Raw genomic sequence first — 17,395 nt, 5'->3', positions numbered from 1 at the left:
TTTTCGCGCAGGCACCGGCCGGTCTCACGGGGGGCTCGCAGCAGCCGTTCGCACCACCTCACGCCATGAAAGGACAGAGAATTCCATGGCGACTTCCGTATCCGCGTCGGCGGACCTGACGCAGACCGTGGCCCAGGACCTGGCGGCCCATCCGATGAACTCCGCCGAGCAGCATCCGCTGTTCGGCCGGCCGGGTATCACCATGGCCTGCCTCGACCGCAGCCTGACCGTGCAGCAGGCGAACCAGGAGTTCTTCGGCCGGTTCGGCGGGGACGCGTCGCAGCCCTGCGGCCGACCGTTCGCCGACCTGGTCCACCCCAGCGTCAAGCAGCCGCTGCTGCGCAAGTTCGCCGGGCTCACCGAGGGCAAGCGGGACCGCTTCACCAGCGAGGTGCTCGCCGTCGGGCCCGACGGACGGGCCTTCACGGCCTCCCTCTCGGCCTGCGCCGTGCGCAGCAGCACCCCCGACGTGTCGGCGATCTGGGTGATGATGGCCTCCGGCGACGAGCCGGTGGACGGCGAGGTCATGCCCAGCCGGAAGAAGATCCTGAGCGAGATCGACGCCCGGATACTCGAAGGCATAGCCTCCGGAATCTCGACCGTTCCGCTCGCCGCGAGGCTCTACCTGAGCCGGCAGGGCGTCGAGTACCACGTGACCTGTCTGTTCCGGAAGCTACGGGTTCCCAACCGGGCGGCGCTGGTCTCGCGCGCCTACTCGATGGGCGTGCTCAAAGTCGGTGTGTGGCCGCCGAAGGTCGTCGAGGACTTCGTCAAGTAAGCGGCACCCGGGCGGGCCGGGGCGCGGCCGGAAGGACCGGGCCGGAAGCCCCGGCCGCCGCGCCCTCGGCCGGAACCACGAGGGCCGACACCAGGAGGCCGCCGCTGACCAGCCACCGCCCGCTCAGCCGGTCGAGCGGTCGGCCGGAGCGCCGCAACGGCGAGGGCACCAGGACCTGCGCCCAGAACGAACCCGCCGACAGGTCGATCGTGATCCGCGCGTCCTCGAACTCCAGCCGACGGCGCGTGGCCGGGTACCAGGCCTTGTAGACGGTCTCCTTCAGGCTGAACAGCAGCCGGTCCCAGTGGATGCCGGGGGAGGCGATCCCCAGCTCGCGCGCCATTGCCAGTTCCTCGGACAGCGCGATGCTCTCCAACACTCCCGGGGGCAGGGGCGCATGGGGCTCGGCGTCCACGCTGAGCATGCACACGTCCGTGCTGCGCGCCACGGCGGCCGCACGGTAACCGGCGCAGTGCGTGATGCTCCCGACCACGCCCTCCGGCCAGAGCGGGGCGTGGTGCGGGCCGGACAGCAACGGCGCCTCCGGGACGTGTAATCGGGCGAGCGCCTGCCTGGCGCACCACCGCCCGGTGGCGAACTCCCGCCGGCGGGATCCGACTGCATGCCGGACGACCAGGGCTTCCAGGGGGTGCAGGGAGGCATGGGGATGATCACCGAAGACGTCCACGCCCACCACGGACCTCGGGAGGATGCGCTCGATCACACGGAGCCCGTCTCCGGGCGGGTGGCCATCGGAGCGGCCAGCCGGGACCACACGGCGACCAGATGGGTCGCCCACTGCAGGCTGTCCGCCGTCGGCTCGGGATCCGGTGCGGGCTGCGGCACGGGCCCCGCCGCGGCCGCCGACGCCAGGACGGAGTTCAGCGAGTGCAGATCGCACACCCAGTCCAGCAGCCCGCGCCCGCCCGTTTCCCCGACCGACACCATGACACCACCCCTCACCCCGTCACCAGGGTTTCGAGGCTACGGACGGCGGGCTAGTGAAACTCGTAGGGACGGGCCGGACGGCCCTACAGCCGTTCCGGCTTGACGCCCGCGTACGCCTCCCGCAAGGCGGTGACCACCGGGTCCTCGGTGCGGAAGGCGATGTCGTCCACCGACGCCACCGACCGCACACCGACGGCCGTGTTCGTGTGCGTGCGCCGGGAAGCGGACGGGCTGGAATCCGTTCAAGGCAGCCACCCCCGCGGTCTGCCCCGGCCGGCCTGGTGATTCGCCCAGGCCCGGACCGCACACCGCCCTGAGCTGCGCCGATGGCGCCAGGGACGCTTCCGGGGCATGGATGGGCCGTCCCCGTGCGTTGGCGCGGTTAGGCTCGCCTTGACGACACGGTGTTCCCGCTGCGTTCCCATGCCGTTCCGGGAAGCAGCCGCGACTCCGCCATCCACGCACGTCGGAGGCCCACAGGATGACAACCGTAGAGCTCACCAAGGAGAACTTCGACCGTACGGTCAGCGACAACCCGTTCGTGCTCATCGACTTCTGGGCCGGCTGGTGCCGGCCGTGCCTGCAGTTCGCCCCGGTCTACGAGAAGGCCGCCGAGGCCAACCCCGACCTCGTCTTCGGAAAGGTCGACACCGAGGCGCAGCAGGAGCTCGCCGCGGCCTTCGGGATCACCTCCATCCCCACCCTGATGATCGTCCGCGACCAGGTGGCGGTGTTCGCGCAGCCCGGCGCCCTGCCGGAGGCCGCCCTCACGGACCTCATCACGCAGGCCCGCGCCCTCGACATGGACGAGGTCCGCGCGAAGATCGCCGCCGCAGGGGAGGAGCGTGGCTAAGGTGGCCGGGACGCAGGGCCCGGCGGGGGCCCGAGCCCCGGGCTGACCCGGCTCCCGCCGCGCCCCGGATCCCCTGGAGGCGCGCGTGACGCAAGAGGTGGAGTACGACGTCGTGGTCCTGGGCGGCGGCCCGGCCGGCGAGAACGTCGTCGACCGGACCCGCGCCGCCGGGCTGAGCACGGCCCTGGTCGAAGCGGAACTCGTCGGCGGCGAATGCTCGTACTGGGCCTGCATCCCCAGCAAGGCGCTGCTGCGCCCGGCGCTGGCCCGGGCCGACGCACGGCGGGTGCCGGGCCTCGCGGGCGCCGTCGGCGGCCCGCTGGACGCCCGGGCCGTCTTCGACCACCGCGACTACTGGACCGGCGGCTGGAAGGACGGCGGCCAGCACGACTGGCTGGCCTCCATCGGAGCGCACCTCCACCGCGGCCACGGCCGGCTCGCCGGGGAGCGCCGGGTCGCCGTCGAGGGGCCCGAGGGCGAGCACGTCCTCCTTGCCGCCCGGCACGCGGTGGTCGTCGCCACCGGCTCGCGCGCCGTCGTCCCCCCGCTGCCGGGTATCGCCGGCGCCCGGCCGTGGACCAGCCGCGAGGCGACGTCCGCGCACCGGGTGCCGCCCCGGCTGCTCGTCGTCGGCGGCTCCGTCGTCGCCGCCGAGATGGCCACCGCGTGGCAGGCACTGGGCTCGCAGGTCACGGTACTGGTGCGGGGCGAGCGGCTGCTGCCGCGCATGGAGCCCTTCGCCGGCGAGCTGGTCGCCGAGGCGCTGCGGGAGGCCGGCGCGGTGGTCCGCACCGGGGTCTCCGCCGAAGCGGTCGTACGGGAGGAGGCGGACGGGCCCGTACGGGTGGTGCTGGAGGGCGGCGAGATCCTGGAGGGGGACGAGCTGCTGATGGCGACCGGGCGGGCGCCGCGGACCGAGGACATCGGCCTGGAAACCGTCGGCCTCGAGCCGGGGGAGTGGATCGCCGTGGACGACGGCCTGCGCGTGCCGGGCCACGACTGGCTGTACGCGGTCGGCGACGTCAACCACCGAGCGCTCCTCACCCACCAGGGCAAGTACCAGGCGAGGATCGCCGGCGCCGCGATCGCGGCCCGCGCCGCCGCGGGGACGGCCGGCCGCCCGGACGGGGCCGCCGCCGAGCCCTGGGGTGCGTACGCGGCGACCGCCGACACCCGGGCCCTGCCCCAGGCGGTCTTCACCGACCCGGAGGCCGCAGCGGTGGGCCTGACCCTGGCGGAGGCCGAGCGGGCCGGACACCGGGTCCGGGCCGTCGACTGCGACCTGGGGGCGGTCTCCGGCGCGGGCCTGTACGCGGACGGCTACCGCGGACGGGCGCGCATGGTGGTCGATCTGGACCGGGAGGTGCTGCTCGGGGCGACGTTCGTCGGGGCGGGCGCGGCCGAGCTGGTGCATGCGGCGACGATCGCGGTCGCCGGGGCGGTTCCGATCGCCCGGCTGTGGCACGCCGTCCCCGCCTTCCCGACGATCAGCGAGGTGTGGCTGCGGCTGCTGGAGGCGTACCGCGACCAGGGCGACTGAGCGGAAGCGGTGACTGAGCGGAAGCGGTGCCCGCCGCGCCGCGGAACCGCGCGGTGCGGTCCGTGGCGCGGCGGGCTGCGGTGCGCCGGGCTGCGGTGCGGGCCCGGCCGGTCCGTCAGGGGCCGACGGTGATCTGCTGCGCCGGGTCGGTGGTGTCGGTGACCTTGTACACGGCGTTGAAAGTGGACGCGGTCGCGCTCGTCGGGCAGCCGAACCCGCCGGTGACCTTCACGGGGACGGTCGCGTTGGTGAAGGTCAGGCTGGGCGGGGCGCCGTTGGTCCAGGTGCCGCTGACGTTCGCCGGTCCGGAGGGCGCGGTGGTGACGGTGCAGCTCGCGAGCCCCGTCGTCTTCAGGACCAGGCCTCCCGCCGGCACCGTCATGACGGCCGTGATCGGCGAGCCGTGCTGCATCGAGACGGACCAGGCGCCGCTGGTCGTGACCGTCGGGGTGACGCCGGGGATGCTCGCGGTGCACGAGCTGTACGTCGGCGGGGTGATCGGCGAGGAGACCGGCCCGGCGGCGTTGTGATTGCCGGGGGCGGCGGGGACGGTGCCGGTGGAGACCGAGACCGAGCAGGTGACGGTCACCGACCCGGCCTTCAGGGTGGCCTTGCCGCTGAGGGCGGCCGTGAAGGCGTGCCCGGCCGGGGTGACGGTGGTCGACCCGGCGGCCGGCCGGGGCGAGGGGGCGGCTGCGGTGGAGGCGGTGGCGGTGGCGGAGGCCACCGTCAGGGCGCCGGCGGCCGCCAGCCCGAGGGCGGCCGCGGTGCGCGTACGGCTCATGGCTGTGCTCCTTGGGGATCGTGGTGCCGTGTGGAGCGGGAGGGGGTAGTGCCGTGCGATGGCGCAGGCGTTGCGTCCGTGGTGCCTGCGGCGTCCGTGGCGTCCGTGGGGGCGGGACGCAGCGGAGCGGACGGGGCGGCGTGTGGCTGCCACGCGAACATCAGACCGCCGCCGAGGATGCCGAGCAGGGTGCCGATCAGGAACCCGCCGAGGTTGGACAGCACCAGCGCGGCCGTCGCCACGAGCGTGGTCAGCACTCCGGCCAGGCCGCGCTGCGCGGGCGCGAACCAGGCGGTGAGGCCGAGCGCGATCATGACGGCGCCCATGAGGACGGACGGGATGCCCGCGACGCCCTGCTGGAGCATGACCTTCAGCGGTGCCAGCGGCAGGGCGCAGATCTCGGCCCCCGCGAGGACGGCCAGGAGCCCTCCCCAGAACGGCCTGCTGTGCCGCCACCGCCGCCAGCGGTTCAGAAGCATTCCTTCTTGCCCTTGCTGATGTGCATGCTGAGGCCGGAGAGCTTGAAGGTACCGGCGTTCGTGGCCCAGGCGGTCTGCTGGAGATCGGTGATGCGGACGGTGTCCGCCTGCTGGGCGAACAGGTCCTGCATGCCGACGGCATCGGCGGGACCCTTGTCGAGGGTGGAGGCGTCGCGTCCGATCTCGATGTTGGTGAAGACGGCGTTGCCGGAGAGCTGGGTGGCGTCGACGAAGAGGTTCGAGGCCTCGACGGGCGTCTTCTTGCCGGCGGTGAGGTTCAGCGAGATGTCGCCCACCATGGGCAGTGTGGTGACCACCGACTGGCAGAGGTTGTCGAGCCTGGCCTCCCTGATGGCGGTGACCGCGACGGGGATCAGCTCCTGGCGGGCATTGGTGTCGATGCCGCCGTACTGGGCGAAGCCCTCGCCTTCCAGGCTGGTGGCCGAGACCTTGAACTGCTGGCCCGAGACGGCGAAGGAGGCGGCGAGCGCGCCCTGGGCGAGGGCGATGCCGAGGCCTGCGGTGACGGCGACGGCGGGGATGGTGAGGACGGCGAAGCGGCGCCATCGGACGGAGCCGGTGCCCGGTTCCGGCCGGTCCGCGGCGTCTCTGCCGGGCGGCTCGGCTGCGTCCGGTAAGTGCGGGGAGTCCGTCATGAGATCGTCCCTTGTCTTCGGTCGTGCACCGTTGTTACCGACGAGTTGAATGTAAGAGTGCCAATGGGGGTTGGCAAGGTTGCCCGAGCGTACCTTTCTGGCCGAGTCCTACTCGTCGGTCCCGTCCCGACTACCGCTCCCGCCCCAGGAGTTCAGCGACCTCGGCCTCCATCCGCAGGGCCATCGCCCGGGCGAACTCCGCGGCCACGACCTCGCCCGCGACGGGTCGCAGATCCGCGGCCGCGCCGGCGATGTGATCCAGTTGACTGGCCGAAAGGCGCTCCAGCCCCTCCGGGCCGATCACGTGCCGGCGGAACAGTCCGACGAACCGGTCGGCGAGCGCGGCCGCCTGCGCCTGCAGGAGGTCGGCCGCGTCCAGGATCTCCGCCAGCGGAACCCCCTGGCGCACCAGCGCGAGCGTCGCCTCCAGCAGCCGCCGGCTGCGGTGGGTGACCAGATCGCCGTCGATGCTCACGTAGCCCAGCCTGGCTGCCCGCCGGGTGTCCTCCGCCGTCGCCGCCGGGCCGAACAGCTCGACCAGCTCGGCGGTGCTCATGGTGACCGGCTCCTCCTGCACCCAGTCCCGGACCATCGCCCGCTCCAGGCCCAGCAGTTGGGGCAGCCCGCCGCCGCCCTCCCAGGCCCGCAGCAGCTCCCCGATGCCGTTGACGGTGTAGCCGCGGCCCAGCAGGTCGCTGATCAGCCGCAGCCGCACCAGGTGCTCCTCCGAGTACCAGCCGATCCGGCCCTCGCGGCGCGGCGGCGGCAGCAGCCCGCGCTCCTGGTAGTAGCGCAGGTTGCGCTCCTTCACGCCGGCCGCCCGCGCCAGGTCCTCCCGGCGGTAGCGGCCGCAGGCGGCCCCGCCCTCCGGGCGCGCCGCGCCGCCCGTACCGTCCGCACTGCCCGTACCGCCTGCACCGCCCGCACCGCCGCCGGGCGCGCCGCCCCCGGTTGTGCCGTCCTTGTCCGCTTCGTCCCGCACCAGGCTGCTCACGCGGCGAGTCTAGGACGTACTGGCAGGTCACATGGGGCGCGGACGCTTCTCCCGCTTCACCGCGCGCAGCACCACGAACCGCGGTTCGCCGGCGACGACTTCGCTGTTGCCGAACAGGCGGCGCAGGTGCGTGTGGTAGCCCAGATGCCGGTTGGCGACGATCCACAGCTCGCCGCCCGGGCGCAGTGCGCGCCGCGACTGCGCGAACATCCGCAGCGCGGTCGCGTCCGTCGTCGCCTGGTGCGAGTGGAACGGCGGATTGCTGAGGACGAGGTCCACGGAGGCGGCGGGCAGCATCGCCAGCCCGTCGCCGACGAAGAACTCCGCCCGCCCCCGGCGGGACCCGCCGGGCACGTTGGCCTCGTACGTGGCCCGCGCCGAGGCGACCGCCTGGTACGACTCGTCGGCGAAGACGACCTCCGCTTCCGGGTCGGCGACCGCGACCGCCGTGCCGACGATGCCGTTGCCGCAGCCGAGGTCGACGACGCGGGCGCCGGCCGTGTTGTTCGGGATGCTCTGCAGGAAGAAGCGGGTGCCGACGTCGAGGCGGTCCGCGCAGAAGATCCCCGCGTGGTTGACGGCGGTCAGACCGGCGCCCGAGCCGGCGTCCCCGTCCAGCGTGTACGCGAGCGGCCACCGCGAGCCGCCACCCGAGGGGGTCCCCTCACCGGCCGCGGGATCCGGCGTACAGAAGATCAGCCGGGCCTTCTTCTCCGCGAGGGAGGTCCGCGTCGGGCCGAGGATCCGCTCGAAGAGGTCCAGGGTGGAGGTGTGGATCTCCTTGACCATGCCGGCGCCGACGACGACCGTGCCCGCGTGGACGTGCGGCGCCAGCCGCAGCAGCTGGTCCTCCAGCAGCGCCAGGCTCTTCGGCACCCGCACCAGCAGGACGTCGATCCGCTCCGGCGGAGCGTCCTGCGTGGTCAGCAGCGTCACGGCGCCCTGGGGCACGCCGGCCCGCCGCAGGTTGGCCCCGGTGGCCGCCCGGGTCAGGTAGGAGTCGGTGATCTGCACCGGCCGGTACGCGGCCAGGGCCGTCGCCAGCGCACCCCACCGGTCCCCGAAGACGGTGATCCGCCCGGCGGCGGCGGACAGGTCCACCGGGCCCCGCTCGCCGGTGCCGCCGTGCAGGTGGCGCAGCAGGTACTCGTCGGCGGCGTCCCAGGCGCGGAGCCGGTCGCGCGGGTCCTCGGGGAAGCGGGTGAGCTCGTGGGAGCCGAAAGGCGTGGTCAGGCGGTTCATCGTGCCCCCAGGCTATCCGAGTGCGCCGCCCCGCCCCGCACCGGCGAGCCGGGCGGGCGCCGCGGCGCCCGCGGGCTACTCGGGGAACTCGCCGGCCATCGCCGCGGCGAGCCGCAGGTGGGGCGCCGCCTCCGCGGAGCGGCCCTGCCGCTCCAGCGCGCGGCCGAGCAGCAGCCGGGCGTAGTCCTCCACCGGCCAGCGCTCCAGGATGGCGCGCAGCTCCGCCTCGGCGCGCGCCAGCCGGGCGGAGTGGTAGTACGCGCGGGCCAGCAGCAGCCTCGGCGCGAGCTGCTCGGGCGCCTCGCTGGCCAGCCCCTCAAGGATCCCGACGGCCGGCCCGTACTCCTTCGCGTCGAAGAAGAGCCGGGCGCGCGCCCAGCGCTCGGCCGCCGTGCCGTGCTCGAAATACGTGCTGCGCGCGTCCATCGCGTCCCTTCCGCTGTCCGGATGCTTCCGACGCACCCTCCAACGCAGGGCCGGACCCTCGCATTCCGTGCGGTGCGGCGGGGCCGCCGGCACTAGGTTGGGGACATGAGCAATCTCGAGCGCCAGCCGGCCCTCTCCGCCTGCGGCGGACGGGGCTTCGTCGTGGCCGAACCGGTCCGCGAGCTCCTCAGCCCCCGGACGGTCAAGCTGGGCGAGTCCTCCGAGGTCCGCCGCCTCCTGCCGAACCTGGGCCGCCGCATGGTGGGCGCCTGGTGCTTCGTCGACCACTACGGGCCCGACGACATCGCGGGCGAGCCCGGCATGCAGGTCGCGCCCCACCCGCACACGGGTCTCCAGACGGTGAGCTGGCTGCACGACGGCGAGGTCCTGCACCGCGACAGCACGGGCAGCCTGCAGACGATCCGCCCGCGCGAACTCGGCCTGATGACCTCCGGCCGCGGCATCAGCCACTCCGAGGAGAGCCCCCGAGACCACAGCCGCCTCCTGCACGGAGCCCAGCTGTGGGTGGCGCTCCCCGACGCCCACCGCCACGTCGAGCCGCACTTCCAGCACCACGCGGCCCTTCCGCGCGTGACCGCGTCCGGCGTGGACGCCACGGTCATCCTGGGCACCCTGGACACGGCGGCCTCGCCGGGAACGGCGTACAGCCCGATCGTCGGCGCCGACATCGCCCTCGCGGAGGGCACCGAGGCGAAGCTGCCGCTGGAGCCGGACTTCGAGTACGCGGTCCTGTCGATGTCGGGCGAGGCGCACGTCGACGGCGTCCCGGTCCTGCCCGGCTCGATGCTCTACCTCGGCTGCGGCCGCACGGAACTCCCGCTCCGCGCCACGTCGGACGCCGGCCTGATGCTCCTGGGCGGCGAACCGTTCGAGGAGGAGATCGTGATGTTCTGGAACTGGATCGGCCGCTCGCACGACGACATCGCGCAGGCCCGCGAAGACTGGACGACCGGCACCCGCTTCGGCGAGGTCAAGGGCTACGACGGCCCTCCGATCCCTGCCCCCGAACTGCCCCCCACGCACCTGAAGCCCAGGGGAAGAGTGCGTTGACCTGCTTGTCTGTGGGCGGCGAGGGTCGGGTGCGGCGGTTGCTCCCGGCCCTCCGCTCTTGACTCGGCAGCGGAGGCCGCCGGACGCGGTGCGAGAAGGCGTTCCGGTGTCGGCGGGGCGTCGGGGCTGGTGGCTTTCGCGCCCCCCGTTGTGACTGCGATGCGTGCACGGGTGCGGCTCTCTGATCCTCATCCCTCGAAGAGCACTTCTTCCACCGCGGCCGGCGCCGCTGCCTCCTGCCGTGCGCGCTCGAACTCGAGCTGCCACGCCCGTGCTTCGGCGTAGGCGACGTGCACCATGCTGCCCGGGCACAGCACCAACGCCCGGGGCTCGACCCCGGCTCCATGCTGATCCGCTACGCCCATATCGCGGAGCCCCCCGACGGTCCTGGTCCTGGGAGGTCTCCGTGTGCGCGCCGCTCAGCAGCCGGGCCGAGTTGATCAGGCCCACCATGCTGAAGGCCTGCGGGACGTTGCCGGGGAAGCGGCGCGCGGCCGGGTCGTACTCCTCGCTCAGGAGACCCACGTCGTTGCGCAGGCCGAGGAGCCTTTCGAACAGCTTCTCCGCCTCGCCCGTGCTCCCCGTGCAGTGCAGGGCGTCCACCAGCCAGAACGTGCAGGCGAGGAAGACCCCCTCGCGGCCGGCAAGCCCGTCCACCCGGTCGATGCCCTCGTCGTGCCCCCGGCCGGGGCCGGCCCCTGGCGGTAGCGCATCAGGGATCCGTCCTCGGACAGCTCGCGTCGTACGGCGTCGACGGTGCCGCGGACGCGCGGGTCGCTCCAGGGCAGGAACCCGACGCGGGGCAGCAGAAGGAGAGCCGCGTCGAGCTCCCGGGAGCCGTAGTACTGGGTGAAGGTGTTGCGCCCGGTGTCGAAGCCGCGGGAGCAGACCTCGCGGGGGATCTCGTCGCGTACCGCAGCCCAGCGGTCGACCGGGCCGGGCAGGCCGTGTCGGTACGGTGTGCACGGCTCGGTCGAGGCCGGCCCATGCCATGACCTTGGAGTAGACGAAGTGCCGCCGCGGACCTCGCACCTCCCGGATGCCGCGATCGGGATCCCGCCAGTGCCCCTCCAGGTGGTCGAGCAGCGCCTTCTGCAGCTCCCAGGCGTTTTCATCGACGGCGAGCCCGGTGTTCCTGGCGAAGTGGAGGCAGTCCAGGACCTCGCCGAGAACGTCCAGCTGGAACTGGCCGGCGGCGCCGTTGCCGACGCGTACCGGGGCCGCTCCCCGGTAGCCGCCGAGCCAGTCCAGGTTGAGTTCGGGTATGCGTCGTCCGCCGTCCAGTCCGTAGACGACGCGGAGGTCCGCAGGATCGCCTGCCGCGGCCCGAACGAGCCATTCCCGCCAGGCTCTTGCCTCCTCCAGGTATCCGGTGCCCAGCAGCGCCTGCAGGGTGAACAAGGAGTCGCGGAGCCGGCAGTAGTGGTAGTCCCAGTTGCGCGTTCCCCCGGGGGATTCGGGCAGGGACGTCGTCGCGGCCGCGAGGACGCCGCCGGTGGGGGCGTAGGTGAGCGCCTTCAGCGTGATCAGGGCGCGGCGTACCGCTTCTGGCCACCGACCGTCGTAGTCGCACGTCCCGATCCAGTCCGACCAGAAGTCGCGGGTGCCGTCACCGCCGGGAAGATCGGTGGGGACGGTGTACGCCGACGCGGTCACCCGCTCCACTGCCGGCCCGCCGAGCGGCGGCACCTGACGAGGGTCGCGCGGGGTCACTGCCGTTTCCGGGAACCGCCGTCGTGTCCGTCACCGCCGCGGTGGTGGCCGACGGGCATGAGTTCCTGCACCTTCGCCAGGAAGCCCTGCCGGACCATGGCCGCCCGATCGCTGTCCCCCTTGAGGACGGAGGCGGCGGCCGCCTGTATCTGGTCGAGGGTGGCGTGCGGCGGAATCGGCGGCACGGTGGGGTCCGTGCGGAAGTCGATGAGGAAGGGGAGCTCCGCGGCGAGCGCGTTCCGCCACGCGGCCTCGACCTGCTTGGGCTTCTCCACCCGCGTCCCGTCCAGGCCCAGGCAGCGGGCGATGTCGGCGTACGGCAGGTCGGGGATCGCCTGCGACTCCTCGAACTGGGGGGCGCCCGACATGGCCCGCATCTCCCAGGTGACCTGGTTGAGATCGTGGTTGTTGAGCACGGCCACCACGAAGCGGGGGTCAGACCACTCGGAGCGGTACTTGGCCGCGGTCACCAGCTCCATCATGCCGTTCATCTGCATGGCCCCGTCGCCGACCAGGGCGATGACGGGACGGTCGGGGTGGGCGAACTTGGCGCCGATGGCGTACGGAACCGCCGGGCCCATGGTGGCGAGGGTCCCGGACAGGGAGCCGCGCATGGTGCCGCGCATGCGCAGGTGGCGGGCGTACCAGTTGGCCGCCGACCCCGAGTCCGCGGTGATCATGGCGTTGTCCGGAAGCAGGGGGTCGAGGGCGTGGAAGACGTACTCGGGGTTGACCGGGTCGGCGCCCACCGAGGCCCGCCGCTCCATCACCTCCCACCAGCGGGCGGTGTTCTTCTCCACGGTCTCCCGCCAGTCCCGGCTGCTCTTGCGGTGCAGGCGGGGCAGCAGGCGGCGCAGGGTGTCGCCCGCGTCGCCGACCAGCTGCACCTCGAAGGGGTACCGCAGACCGATCATGTGCGGGTCGATGTCGATCTGCACGGCGCGGGCCTGGTCGAACTCGGGCATGAACTGGGTGTAGGGGAAGCTGGAGCCGATCACGAGCAGGGTGTCGCAGTCCCGCATCAGCTCGTACGACGGCCGGGTGCCGAGCAGCCCGATCGAGCCGGTCACGTAGGGCAGGTCGTCGGGCAGGGCGTCCTTGCCCAGCAGGGCCTTGGCCACACCGGCGCCGAGGACGTCGGCGAGGCGTTCGACCTCGGGCCGCGCGCCTCGTGCGCCCTGCCCGATGAGGACGGCGACCTTCTCGCCCGCGTTGAGCACCTCGGCGGCCCGCTCCAGGTCGGTGTCGGAGGGCACCGGGGCGTAGTCGGCGATGCCCAGGCTGGAGGGCACCATCTTGAAGGCGCGCTCCGGCGGGCTGTAGTCGAGTTCCTGCACGTCCGCCGGGACGATCACCGCCGTCACGGTGCGCCGGGCGTACGCCGTCCGCACGGCCCGGTCGATGGCGTTGGGGAACTGCTCGGGGACGGTCACGGTGACGCAGTAGTCCGAGGCGACGTCCTTGTAGAGGGTGGCGAGGTCCACCTCCTGCTGGTACGAGCCGCCCATGGCGCTGCGGTCGGTCTGCCCCACGAGGGCGACGACGGGGACGTGGTCGAGCTTGGCGTCGTACAGGCCGTTGAGGAGATGGATCGCGCCCGGCCCCGAGGTGGCCGCGCAGACCCCGACCCGGCCCGAGAACTTGGCGTACCCCACCGCCTGGAAGGCGGACATCTCCTCGTGGCGCGACTGGATGAACCGCGGTCGGTCCCCGGCCCGCCCCCAGGCCGCGAGCAGACCGTTGATGCCGTCACCCGGATAGGCGAAGACGTACTCGACGCCTCACTCCCTCAAACACCGGAGAACGTGGTCGGAGACCTTGGTCCCGGTCATGAATGCCACCTCTCTCACTCTCCCGTCGGGCACCCGTGGGGGTGCTCGGCGGCGGCTACCTCGCCGCCCGTTTCACCCGGGCGCGGCTCAACCCGGAGCTCGAGTGGTCCGATGTCTTCGGCCTCGCCGCGCTCGCCGGGATCGGCTTCACCATCGCGCTGCTCTTCAGCGAGCTCGCCTTCCCCGGTTCCGGGACGGCAGAACGCGTCAAGGCCGCGGTCCTGATCGCCTCAGTCACCTCCGCGGCAGTCGCCGGCGTGGTACTGCGACGCCGCAACGCCGTCTACCGGCGCATGTCCCAGGAAGAAGAGGGCGGCGGAGCAGCCGACGAGGACGCGAGCGGATCCGGCAGGGGGAACGGCAACTGACCGAAACCCCTCAGCCGGCCCGCGACTCCGGCCGCCAGGTCGCTCCGGACCCCGGCGATCAGACGGGACCGGGCACGCTCGCCTCGGCCGCGGCGCACACGGGGCAGACGACCCGGCGGGCGGGCAGGTCCGTCGTGGTCTTGCCCAGTCCCGCGGGGCGCAGCAGCTCGTGCGTCTCGACGCGGGCGTGCCCAGTGCACAGGCCCACCCCGCACTCCCGGCAGACCGCGACGGCAACCCGGGGCGGGCCCGATCCGGCGGCGCACTCGTAGCAGTTCATCGCCATCGACTCCTTCGGGTCGGGGTCTGTGCGCCCTGCCTGATCCTGACGGCTGAGCCTCAGTCAGTGGATTCGGGCGGTGCTTCCTCGTCCTTGACCACCACGGCGAAGTCGCCCACTGCGAGGAGACGGCCGCCCTCGACCTCCCCGGCCTCCGTGGTCAGGCCGGCCAACCCGCCGTCGGATTCGTCGAACGTGCACTCGCGGACTTCTCCGAGACGCTGCCCCCGGTCGGTGAACAGGGCCTTTCCCCGGGGGTCGTGGTACCGGCCGTCCGGGTCCGCTTCCGCGAAGGAGTCCGTCGTGCGGGTGACCATGACTGCGTCCGGACCGACGGAGCGCACCGCCTCCCACGGGACGAATTCGTCGCCGCGAGAGGAACGCATCCGCAGGGACTCCACACGGGCCGGAGACGCGGCCAGCACCAGACCGGTCACCGGGCCCAACTGCTCGGCGGTGTCAGAGACCACGACGGGCATGCGCAGGACCTCACCGAACCGCTTCATGACGCCTCCTTCAACGCCTGCTCCAGACCGCGGGCGGCCTCGGGGAAGTCTTCGAGGTTCTCTGCCGTGAACCTGAGCGACATCGCCGGCACCACGACGTTCTCGTCGGTGGCGGCGAGCGGAAGGGGCACGGGCAGCAGGGCGGTGGTCCAGCCGGCTTCCCGGTGGCCCAGTTTCACCTCGTACCCCACCGACCGGGCGACATCGTCACCCACGTCGAGGACCACATCGGTGACCTTGCCCATGTGCTCGCCCTCGGAGGTGAGGACGGCAGCGCCGCCCACACCGGCGCCCGGTGCCTCGGCCTGTTCCGTCTCGTCCGGTCCGACCACGGCCGACCGGTCGGCGACCATGACGGCGTCCGAGCCGAGGGCGTGGACGTTCGCCCAGGGCAGCACCTCGTGGCGCGGGCCCGCGAGCAGACCGCGGCCACTGAGCGTGAACATCGTCACCCGGCCGTCGCCCGCGTCCAGAACCACGTCCTTGACCTGGGCGATCGCATCTCCCTCCAACGTGACCACCGGCAGTCCGACGACATCGCCGATGCGAATGAGAAACGTCATCACGGTTCACCCCTGCCATGCGTGGGCGGATGCTCGACCACAGCCCCGCCCCTTCGCCGGCGCGCCTGCGTCACCAGGGCCGAAATGGCGATCACCGCGAGGACGACGACCACCACGATCAGCCAGAGCCACCATTCCATGATCCGGCCCTCCTGTCTCGATCGAGCCTCCGAGCCCTTCTTGACAGCGCCTGCCCGCGCGCGTGCGCCTCACACACGGCCGGCCCTCAGACGGCCCGCTTCCGCCACCGGGAAGAGGCAAGCCACGACGTCACCCGGCTGACGTCGGAGCTGGTGACCACGCCGACGACCGCGCCGCCCGCCAGGACGACAGCACGGTGGGCCGGGCTGCTCTCCAGCACGGGCAGGACGCCGGTCAGCGGATCACCGGGGTGCGGGGTGGGGACCTCCTCGATCGGGATCATCACGTCGGCCACTCGCGTCGTGCCGTGCCTTTCCTCCGGTACGCGGGCGGCGGCGTTGACGCTCACCAGGCCGACCGGACGGCTGTCGGCGTCGACCACGGGGAACGCGGAGTGGCGGAAGCGGTACTGCGGCGCGGCGAGGAACCGGCCGACGGCGAGCGAGGCGGGCACGGTCACCGGGTCGCGCCCCATGGCCTCTCCGACGGTGACCCCGCTCAGCAGTTCCTCCAGCTTGGCCTGGCCGCCTTCCGCTGTCGCCACGGCGACGAGGAACCAGCCGACGAGCACGATCCATATTCCGCTGAGCGGCACTCCGCGCAGGACCAGGAGCAGCCCGACGGCGACCAGTGCCCAGCCCAGCAGCCGGCTGGCGCCCGTTGCCACGGCGGTGGCCCGCAGCCGGTCCCCGGTCCGGCGCCAGACCACTGCCCGGAGAAGTCGTCCGCCGTCGAGCGGCGCGGCGGGCAGGGCGTTGAAGACGGCCAGGAGCACGTTGATGCCGCCCAGCCAGGCCAGGGCCTCGACGGCGAGCCCCGCGCCGAGGACGGCCGCGGCTGCGCCGGCCAGGAGGCCGAACAGCAGACCCAGCAGCAGGCTGACCAGTGGGCCGACACCCGCGATGCGCGCCTCCGCGCCGGGCGTGGGGGGCTCACCCCCGAGCCGGGCCATGCCTCCCAGGAGCCACAGCGTGATGTCCCCGACGGCGACGCCGTTGCGGCGGGCCACGACCGCGTGGCTGAGTTCGTGGGCAAGCAGGGACAGCAGCAGGAACGCCGCGGCGACCAGGGTGGTGACCGCGTACTGCCAGCCCGGGCGGTCCGGATGGGCAGCGGGAAGCCGGCCGGAGAGAACCAGTGCGATCACCACGACGATGACCAGGGCGCTCCAGTGCACGCCCACCCGCACGCCGGCGATCGTGCCCAGGGAGAACGTCGGCTTCACGGCAGTCACCTCCATCCCCCTCTCTGGCGGATGTCCACGATCTCCCCTCCCATGCGGCCGCCTCGGGGAACGTCAGGAGGACGGGTGTTCCTTCGGAGGCTTCGGGCCCGGTGGCGGGCCCGCGTGAGCGAAGCGGCCGTGCACGGGTTCGGGGCCGCGGATGCCCGCCTGCCCCTGGCCGGCGTCGCACGGCGGCTCCTGTGCAAGGCGTTCCCCGACCACTGGTCGTTCCTGCTCGGCGAGATCGCCCTGTACACGTTCGCGGTGCTGGTCCTGACCGGGGTCTACCTCACCCTGTTCTTCGATCCGACCACGGGCAGGACCCCGTACACCGGCAGCTACCCGCTGCTGCGGGGACAGCTGGTGAGCCGGGCCTACGCCTCGACCATGGCCCTGAGTTTCGACGTGCGGGGCGGACTGCTGATCCGGCAGATCCACCACTGGGCCGCGCTGGTCTTCGTCGCCGCCGTTGCGGTGCACCTGCTGCGGGTGTTCTTCACGGGCGCCTTCCGCAAGCCGCGGGAGGCGAACTGGATGGTCGGGGTGTCGCTGTTCCTCCTGGCACTGCTGTGGAGGGCTTCGCCGGCTACCCGTTGCCGGACGACCTGCTGTCCGGCACCGGTCTGCGGACGGCCATGACCATCCTGGGGTCGGTTCCGTTCGCCGGCACGTACCTGGAGATGGCAGCGCTCGGCGGGGAGTACCCGGGCGAATCGCTGCTGCCGCGCCTGTACGCGATGCACATCCTGCTGGTTCCCGGACTGATGGCCGCCCTGATCACGATGCACCTGATGCTTGTCACGTACCTGAAGCACACGCAGTGGGCCGGCCCCGGCAGAACGGGTCGCAACGCGGTGGGCCGACCGATGTTCCTCAATTCGCGGCCAAGTCGGCGGGCTTCTTCCTGCTGGTCTTCGGCCTCCTGGCACTCCTCGGCGGAACAGCTCAGATCAATCCCGTCTGGACGTACGGAGGCCGTGATCATGTACAGGTAGC

General features: G+C 72.7%; 19 protein-coding genes and 3 pseudogenes. 6 read left to right on the top strand and 16 right to left on the bottom strand.

The annotated features are described in order from the left end of the window. Positions 1 to 85: 85 nt before the first annotated feature. On the top strand, positions 86 to 778 hold the full coding sequence (locus MUK52_RS02930) for a LuxR C-terminal-related transcriptional regulator (RefSeq protein ID WP_428985423.1): 693 nt from the start codon (positions 86 to 88) through the stop codon (positions 776 to 778). Here the strand turns inward: MUK52_RS02930 and MUK52_RS02925 are convergent. Together MUK52_RS02925 and MUK52_RS02920 are read right to left on the bottom strand one after the other, a co-directional pair. Continuing rightward, positions 771 to 1,502: a 4'-phosphopantetheinyl transferase family protein gene (locus tag MUK52_RS02925; protein ID WP_114055392.1), complete on the bottom strand. Its 732-nt coding sequence runs from the start codon at positions 1,500 to 1,502 to the stop codon at positions 771 to 773. The two genes, MUK52_RS02930 and MUK52_RS02925, sit on opposite strands and share 8 nt — an antisense overlap. Further along, positions 1,499 to 1,726, bottom strand: coding sequence for a hypothetical protein (locus tag MUK52_RS02920; protein WP_114055393.1), 228 nt, complete (start codon positions 1,724 to 1,726; stop codon positions 1,499 to 1,501). Before MUK52_RS02920 ends, MUK52_RS02925 begins: the two co-directional genes overlap by 4 nt. Before the next feature lie 481 nt (positions 1,727 to 2,207). On the opposite strand from MUK52_RS02920, the gene MUK52_RS02915 reads away from it, so the two are divergent. Together MUK52_RS02915 and MUK52_RS02910 are read left to right on the top strand one after the other, a co-directional pair. Then, positions 2,208 to 2,579: a thioredoxin family protein gene (locus MUK52_RS02915; protein ID WP_114055394.1), complete on the top strand. Its 372-nt coding sequence runs from the start codon at positions 2,208 to 2,210 to the stop codon at positions 2,577 to 2,579. Positions 2,580 to 2,664: 85 nt separating this feature from the next. Beyond that, positions 2,665 to 4,119, top strand: a complete 1,455-nt coding sequence (locus tag MUK52_RS02910) for a dihydrolipoyl dehydrogenase family protein (protein ID WP_114055395.1) — start codon at positions 2,665 to 2,667, stop codon at positions 4,117 to 4,119. A 115-nt stretch (positions 4,120 to 4,234) separates the two neighbouring features. Here MUK52_RS02910 and MUK52_RS02905 read toward each other — a convergent pair whose 3' ends face one another. The 6 genes from MUK52_RS02905 to MUK52_RS02880 form a co-directional block, all read right to left on the bottom strand. After that, positions 4,235 to 4,903, bottom strand: a complete 669-nt coding sequence (locus MUK52_RS02905) for a hypothetical protein (RefSeq protein WP_114055396.1) — start codon at positions 4,901 to 4,903, stop codon at positions 4,235 to 4,237. Beyond that, a complete protein-coding gene (locus tag MUK52_RS02900; protein ID WP_284574452.1) occupies positions 4,900 to 5,382 on the bottom strand; it encodes a DUF6114 domain-containing protein in 483 nt (160 codons plus the stop codon). Before MUK52_RS02900 ends, MUK52_RS02905 begins: the two co-directional genes overlap by 4 nt. Continuing rightward, a complete protein-coding gene (locus MUK52_RS02895; RefSeq protein ID WP_114055397.1) occupies positions 5,373 to 6,038 on the bottom strand; it encodes a DUF6230 family protein in 666 nt (221 codons plus the stop codon). Before MUK52_RS02895 ends, MUK52_RS02900 begins: the two co-directional genes overlap by 10 nt. Before the next feature lie 130 nt (positions 6,039 to 6,168). Continuing rightward, positions 6,169 to 7,032: a MerR family transcriptional regulator gene (locus MUK52_RS02890; RefSeq protein ID WP_246042515.1), complete on the bottom strand. Its 864-nt coding sequence runs from the start codon at positions 7,030 to 7,032 to the stop codon at positions 6,169 to 6,171. Positions 7,033 to 7,059: 27 nt separating this feature from the next. After that, the gene (locus MUK52_RS02885) at positions 7,060 to 8,274 is read right to left on the bottom strand and encodes a methyltransferase (protein ID WP_284574449.1); all 1,215 of its coding nucleotides are present in this window, start codon (positions 8,272 to 8,274) and stop codon (positions 7,060 to 7,062) included. A 75-nt stretch (positions 8,275 to 8,349) separates the two neighbouring features. After that, positions 8,350 to 8,700, bottom strand: coding sequence for a tetratricopeptide repeat protein (locus tag MUK52_RS02880; RefSeq protein ID WP_284581637.1), 351 nt, complete (start codon positions 8,698 to 8,700; stop codon positions 8,350 to 8,352). Between the two features lie 105 nt (positions 8,701 to 8,805). Here MUK52_RS02880 and MUK52_RS02875 point away from each other — a divergent pair, with 105 nt between their 5' ends. Next, entirely contained in the window at positions 8,806 to 9,771 is a 966-nt protein-coding gene (locus tag MUK52_RS02875) for a pirin family protein (protein WP_114055398.1), read from the top strand. Positions 9,772 to 10,283: 512 nt separating this feature from the next. On the opposite strand, the gene MUK52_RS33270 is transcribed toward MUK52_RS02875, so the two are convergent. The 3 genes and pseudogenes from MUK52_RS33270 to MUK52_RS02865 all read right to left on the bottom strand — a co-directional run bounded on the left by MUK52_RS33270 (position 10,284) and on the right by MUK52_RS02865 (position 13,316). Then, positions 10,284 to 10,673: a glycoside hydrolase family 15 protein gene (locus MUK52_RS33270; RefSeq protein WP_502963615.1), complete on the bottom strand. Its 390-nt coding sequence runs from the start codon at positions 10,671 to 10,673 to the stop codon at positions 10,284 to 10,286. Between the two features lie 67 nt (positions 10,674 to 10,740). Further along, positions 10,741 to 11,427 (bottom strand): annotated as a pseudogene (locus MUK52_RS33265) (glycoside hydrolase family 15 protein); the annotation flags it as partial. A gap of 53 nt (positions 11,428 to 11,480) precedes the next feature. Beyond that, positions 11,481 to 13,316 (bottom strand): annotated as a pseudogene (locus MUK52_RS02865) (thiamine pyrophosphate-requiring protein). Positions 13,317 to 13,351: 35 nt separating this feature from the next. Between MUK52_RS02865 and MUK52_RS02860 the strand changes: the two are divergent. After that, a complete protein-coding gene (locus tag MUK52_RS02860) occupies positions 13,352 to 13,684 on the top strand; it encodes a Na+/H+ antiporter NhaA (protein ID WP_350204891.1) in 333 nt (110 codons plus the stop codon). 58 nt (positions 13,685 to 13,742) lie between these two features. On the opposite strand, the gene MUK52_RS02855 is transcribed toward MUK52_RS02860, so the two are convergent. The 5 genes from MUK52_RS02855 to MUK52_RS02835 all read right to left on the bottom strand — a co-directional run bounded on the left by MUK52_RS02855 (position 13,743) and on the right by MUK52_RS02835 (position 16,408). Further along, positions 13,743 to 13,964 (bottom strand): DUF2180 family protein, encoded by a 222-nt coding sequence (locus tag MUK52_RS02855; RefSeq protein ID WP_114055401.1) that lies wholly within the window; start codon positions 13,962 to 13,964, stop codon positions 13,743 to 13,745. Between the two features lie 59 nt (positions 13,965 to 14,023). Beyond that, on the bottom strand, positions 14,024 to 14,470 hold the full coding sequence (locus tag MUK52_RS02850; RefSeq protein WP_284574446.1) for a PRC-barrel domain-containing protein: 447 nt from the start codon (positions 14,468 to 14,470) through the stop codon (positions 14,024 to 14,026). After that, positions 14,467 to 15,033 (bottom strand): PRC-barrel domain-containing protein, encoded by a 567-nt coding sequence (locus MUK52_RS02845; RefSeq protein WP_114055403.1) that lies wholly within the window; start codon positions 15,031 to 15,033, stop codon positions 14,467 to 14,469. Before MUK52_RS02845 ends, MUK52_RS02850 begins: the two co-directional genes overlap by 4 nt. Continuing rightward, on the bottom strand, positions 15,033 to 15,173 hold the full coding sequence (locus MUK52_RS02840) for a hypothetical protein (RefSeq protein ID WP_284574443.1): 141 nt from the start codon (positions 15,171 to 15,173) through the stop codon (positions 15,033 to 15,035). Before MUK52_RS02840 ends, MUK52_RS02845 begins: the two co-directional genes overlap by 1 nt. Before the next feature lie 86 nt (positions 15,174 to 15,259). After that, positions 15,260 to 16,408 carry a site-2 protease family protein gene (locus MUK52_RS02835; protein ID WP_284574441.1) on the bottom strand — a complete coding sequence of 383 codons (1,149 nt, stop codon included), beginning with the start codon at positions 16,406 to 16,408 and terminating at the stop codon, positions 15,260 to 15,262. A 75-nt stretch (positions 16,409 to 16,483) separates the two neighbouring features. On the opposite strand from MUK52_RS02835, the pseudogene MUK52_RS02830 reads away from it, so the two are divergent. Beyond that, positions 16,484 to 17,372 (top strand): annotated as a pseudogene (locus MUK52_RS02830) (cytochrome b); the annotation flags it as partial. Between the last annotated feature and the right edge of the window lie 23 nt (positions 17,373 to 17,395).

This window comes from Streptomyces sp. 2P-4 (assembly GCF_030167965.1).
Classification (GTDB): Bacteria; Actinomycetota; Actinomycetes; order Streptomycetales; family Streptomycetaceae; genus Streptomyces; species Streptomyces globosus_A.
Note: the sequence above shows the minus strand (reverse complement) of the source record. Positions and strands in the feature narration are given on the sequence as shown.

What these genes read in the sequence shown, in the direction of transcription:
- MUK52_RS02930 (WP_428985423.1), top strand. Translation starts at nt 86, where the DNA reads ATGGCGACTTCCGTATCCGCGTCGGCGGACCTGACGCAGACCGTGGCC.
- MUK52_RS02920 (WP_114055393.1), bottom strand. Translation starts at nt 1,726, where the DNA reads ATGGTGTCGGTCGGGGAAACGGGCGGGCGCGGGCTGCTGGACTGGGTG.
- MUK52_RS02915 (WP_114055394.1), top strand. Translation starts at nt 2,208, where the DNA reads ATGACAACCGTAGAGCTCACCAAGGAGAACTTCGACCGTACGGTCAGC.
- MUK52_RS02905 (WP_114055396.1), bottom strand. Translation starts at nt 4,903, where the DNA reads ATGAGCCGTACGCGCACCGCGGCCGCCCTCGGGCTGGCGGCCGCCGGC.
- MUK52_RS02900 (WP_284574452.1), bottom strand. Translation starts at nt 5,382, where the DNA reads ATGCTTCTGAACCGCTGGCGGCGGTGGCGGCACAGCAGGCCGTTCTGG.
- MUK52_RS02895 (WP_114055397.1), bottom strand. Translation starts at nt 6,038, where the DNA reads ATGACGGACTCCCCGCACTTACCGGACGCAGCCGAGCCGCCCGGCAGA.
- MUK52_RS02885 (WP_284574449.1), bottom strand. Translation starts at nt 8,274, where the DNA reads ATGAACCGCCTGACCACGCCTTTCGGCTCCCACGAGCTCACCCGCTTC.
- MUK52_RS02880 (WP_284581637.1), bottom strand. Translation starts at nt 8,700, where the DNA reads ATGGACGCGCGCAGCACGTATTTCGAGCACGGCACGGCGGCCGAGCGC.
- MUK52_RS02875 (WP_114055398.1), top strand. Translation starts at nt 8,806, where the DNA reads ATGAGCAATCTCGAGCGCCAGCCGGCCCTCTCCGCCTGCGGCGGACGG.
- MUK52_RS02855 (WP_114055401.1), bottom strand. Translation starts at nt 13,964, where the DNA reads ATGAACTGCTACGAGTGCGCCGCCGGATCGGGCCCGCCCCGGGTTGCC.
- MUK52_RS02850 (WP_284574446.1), bottom strand. Translation starts at nt 14,470, where the DNA reads ATGAAGCGGTTCGGTGAGGTCCTGCGCATGCCCGTCGTGGTCTCTGAC.
- MUK52_RS02845 (WP_114055403.1), bottom strand. Translation starts at nt 15,033, where the DNA reads ATGACGTTTCTCATTCGCATCGGCGATGTCGTCGGACTGCCGGTGGTC.
- MUK52_RS02840 (WP_284574443.1), bottom strand. Translation starts at nt 15,173, where the DNA reads ATGGAATGGTGGCTCTGGCTGATCGTGGTGGTCGTCGTCCTCGCGGTG.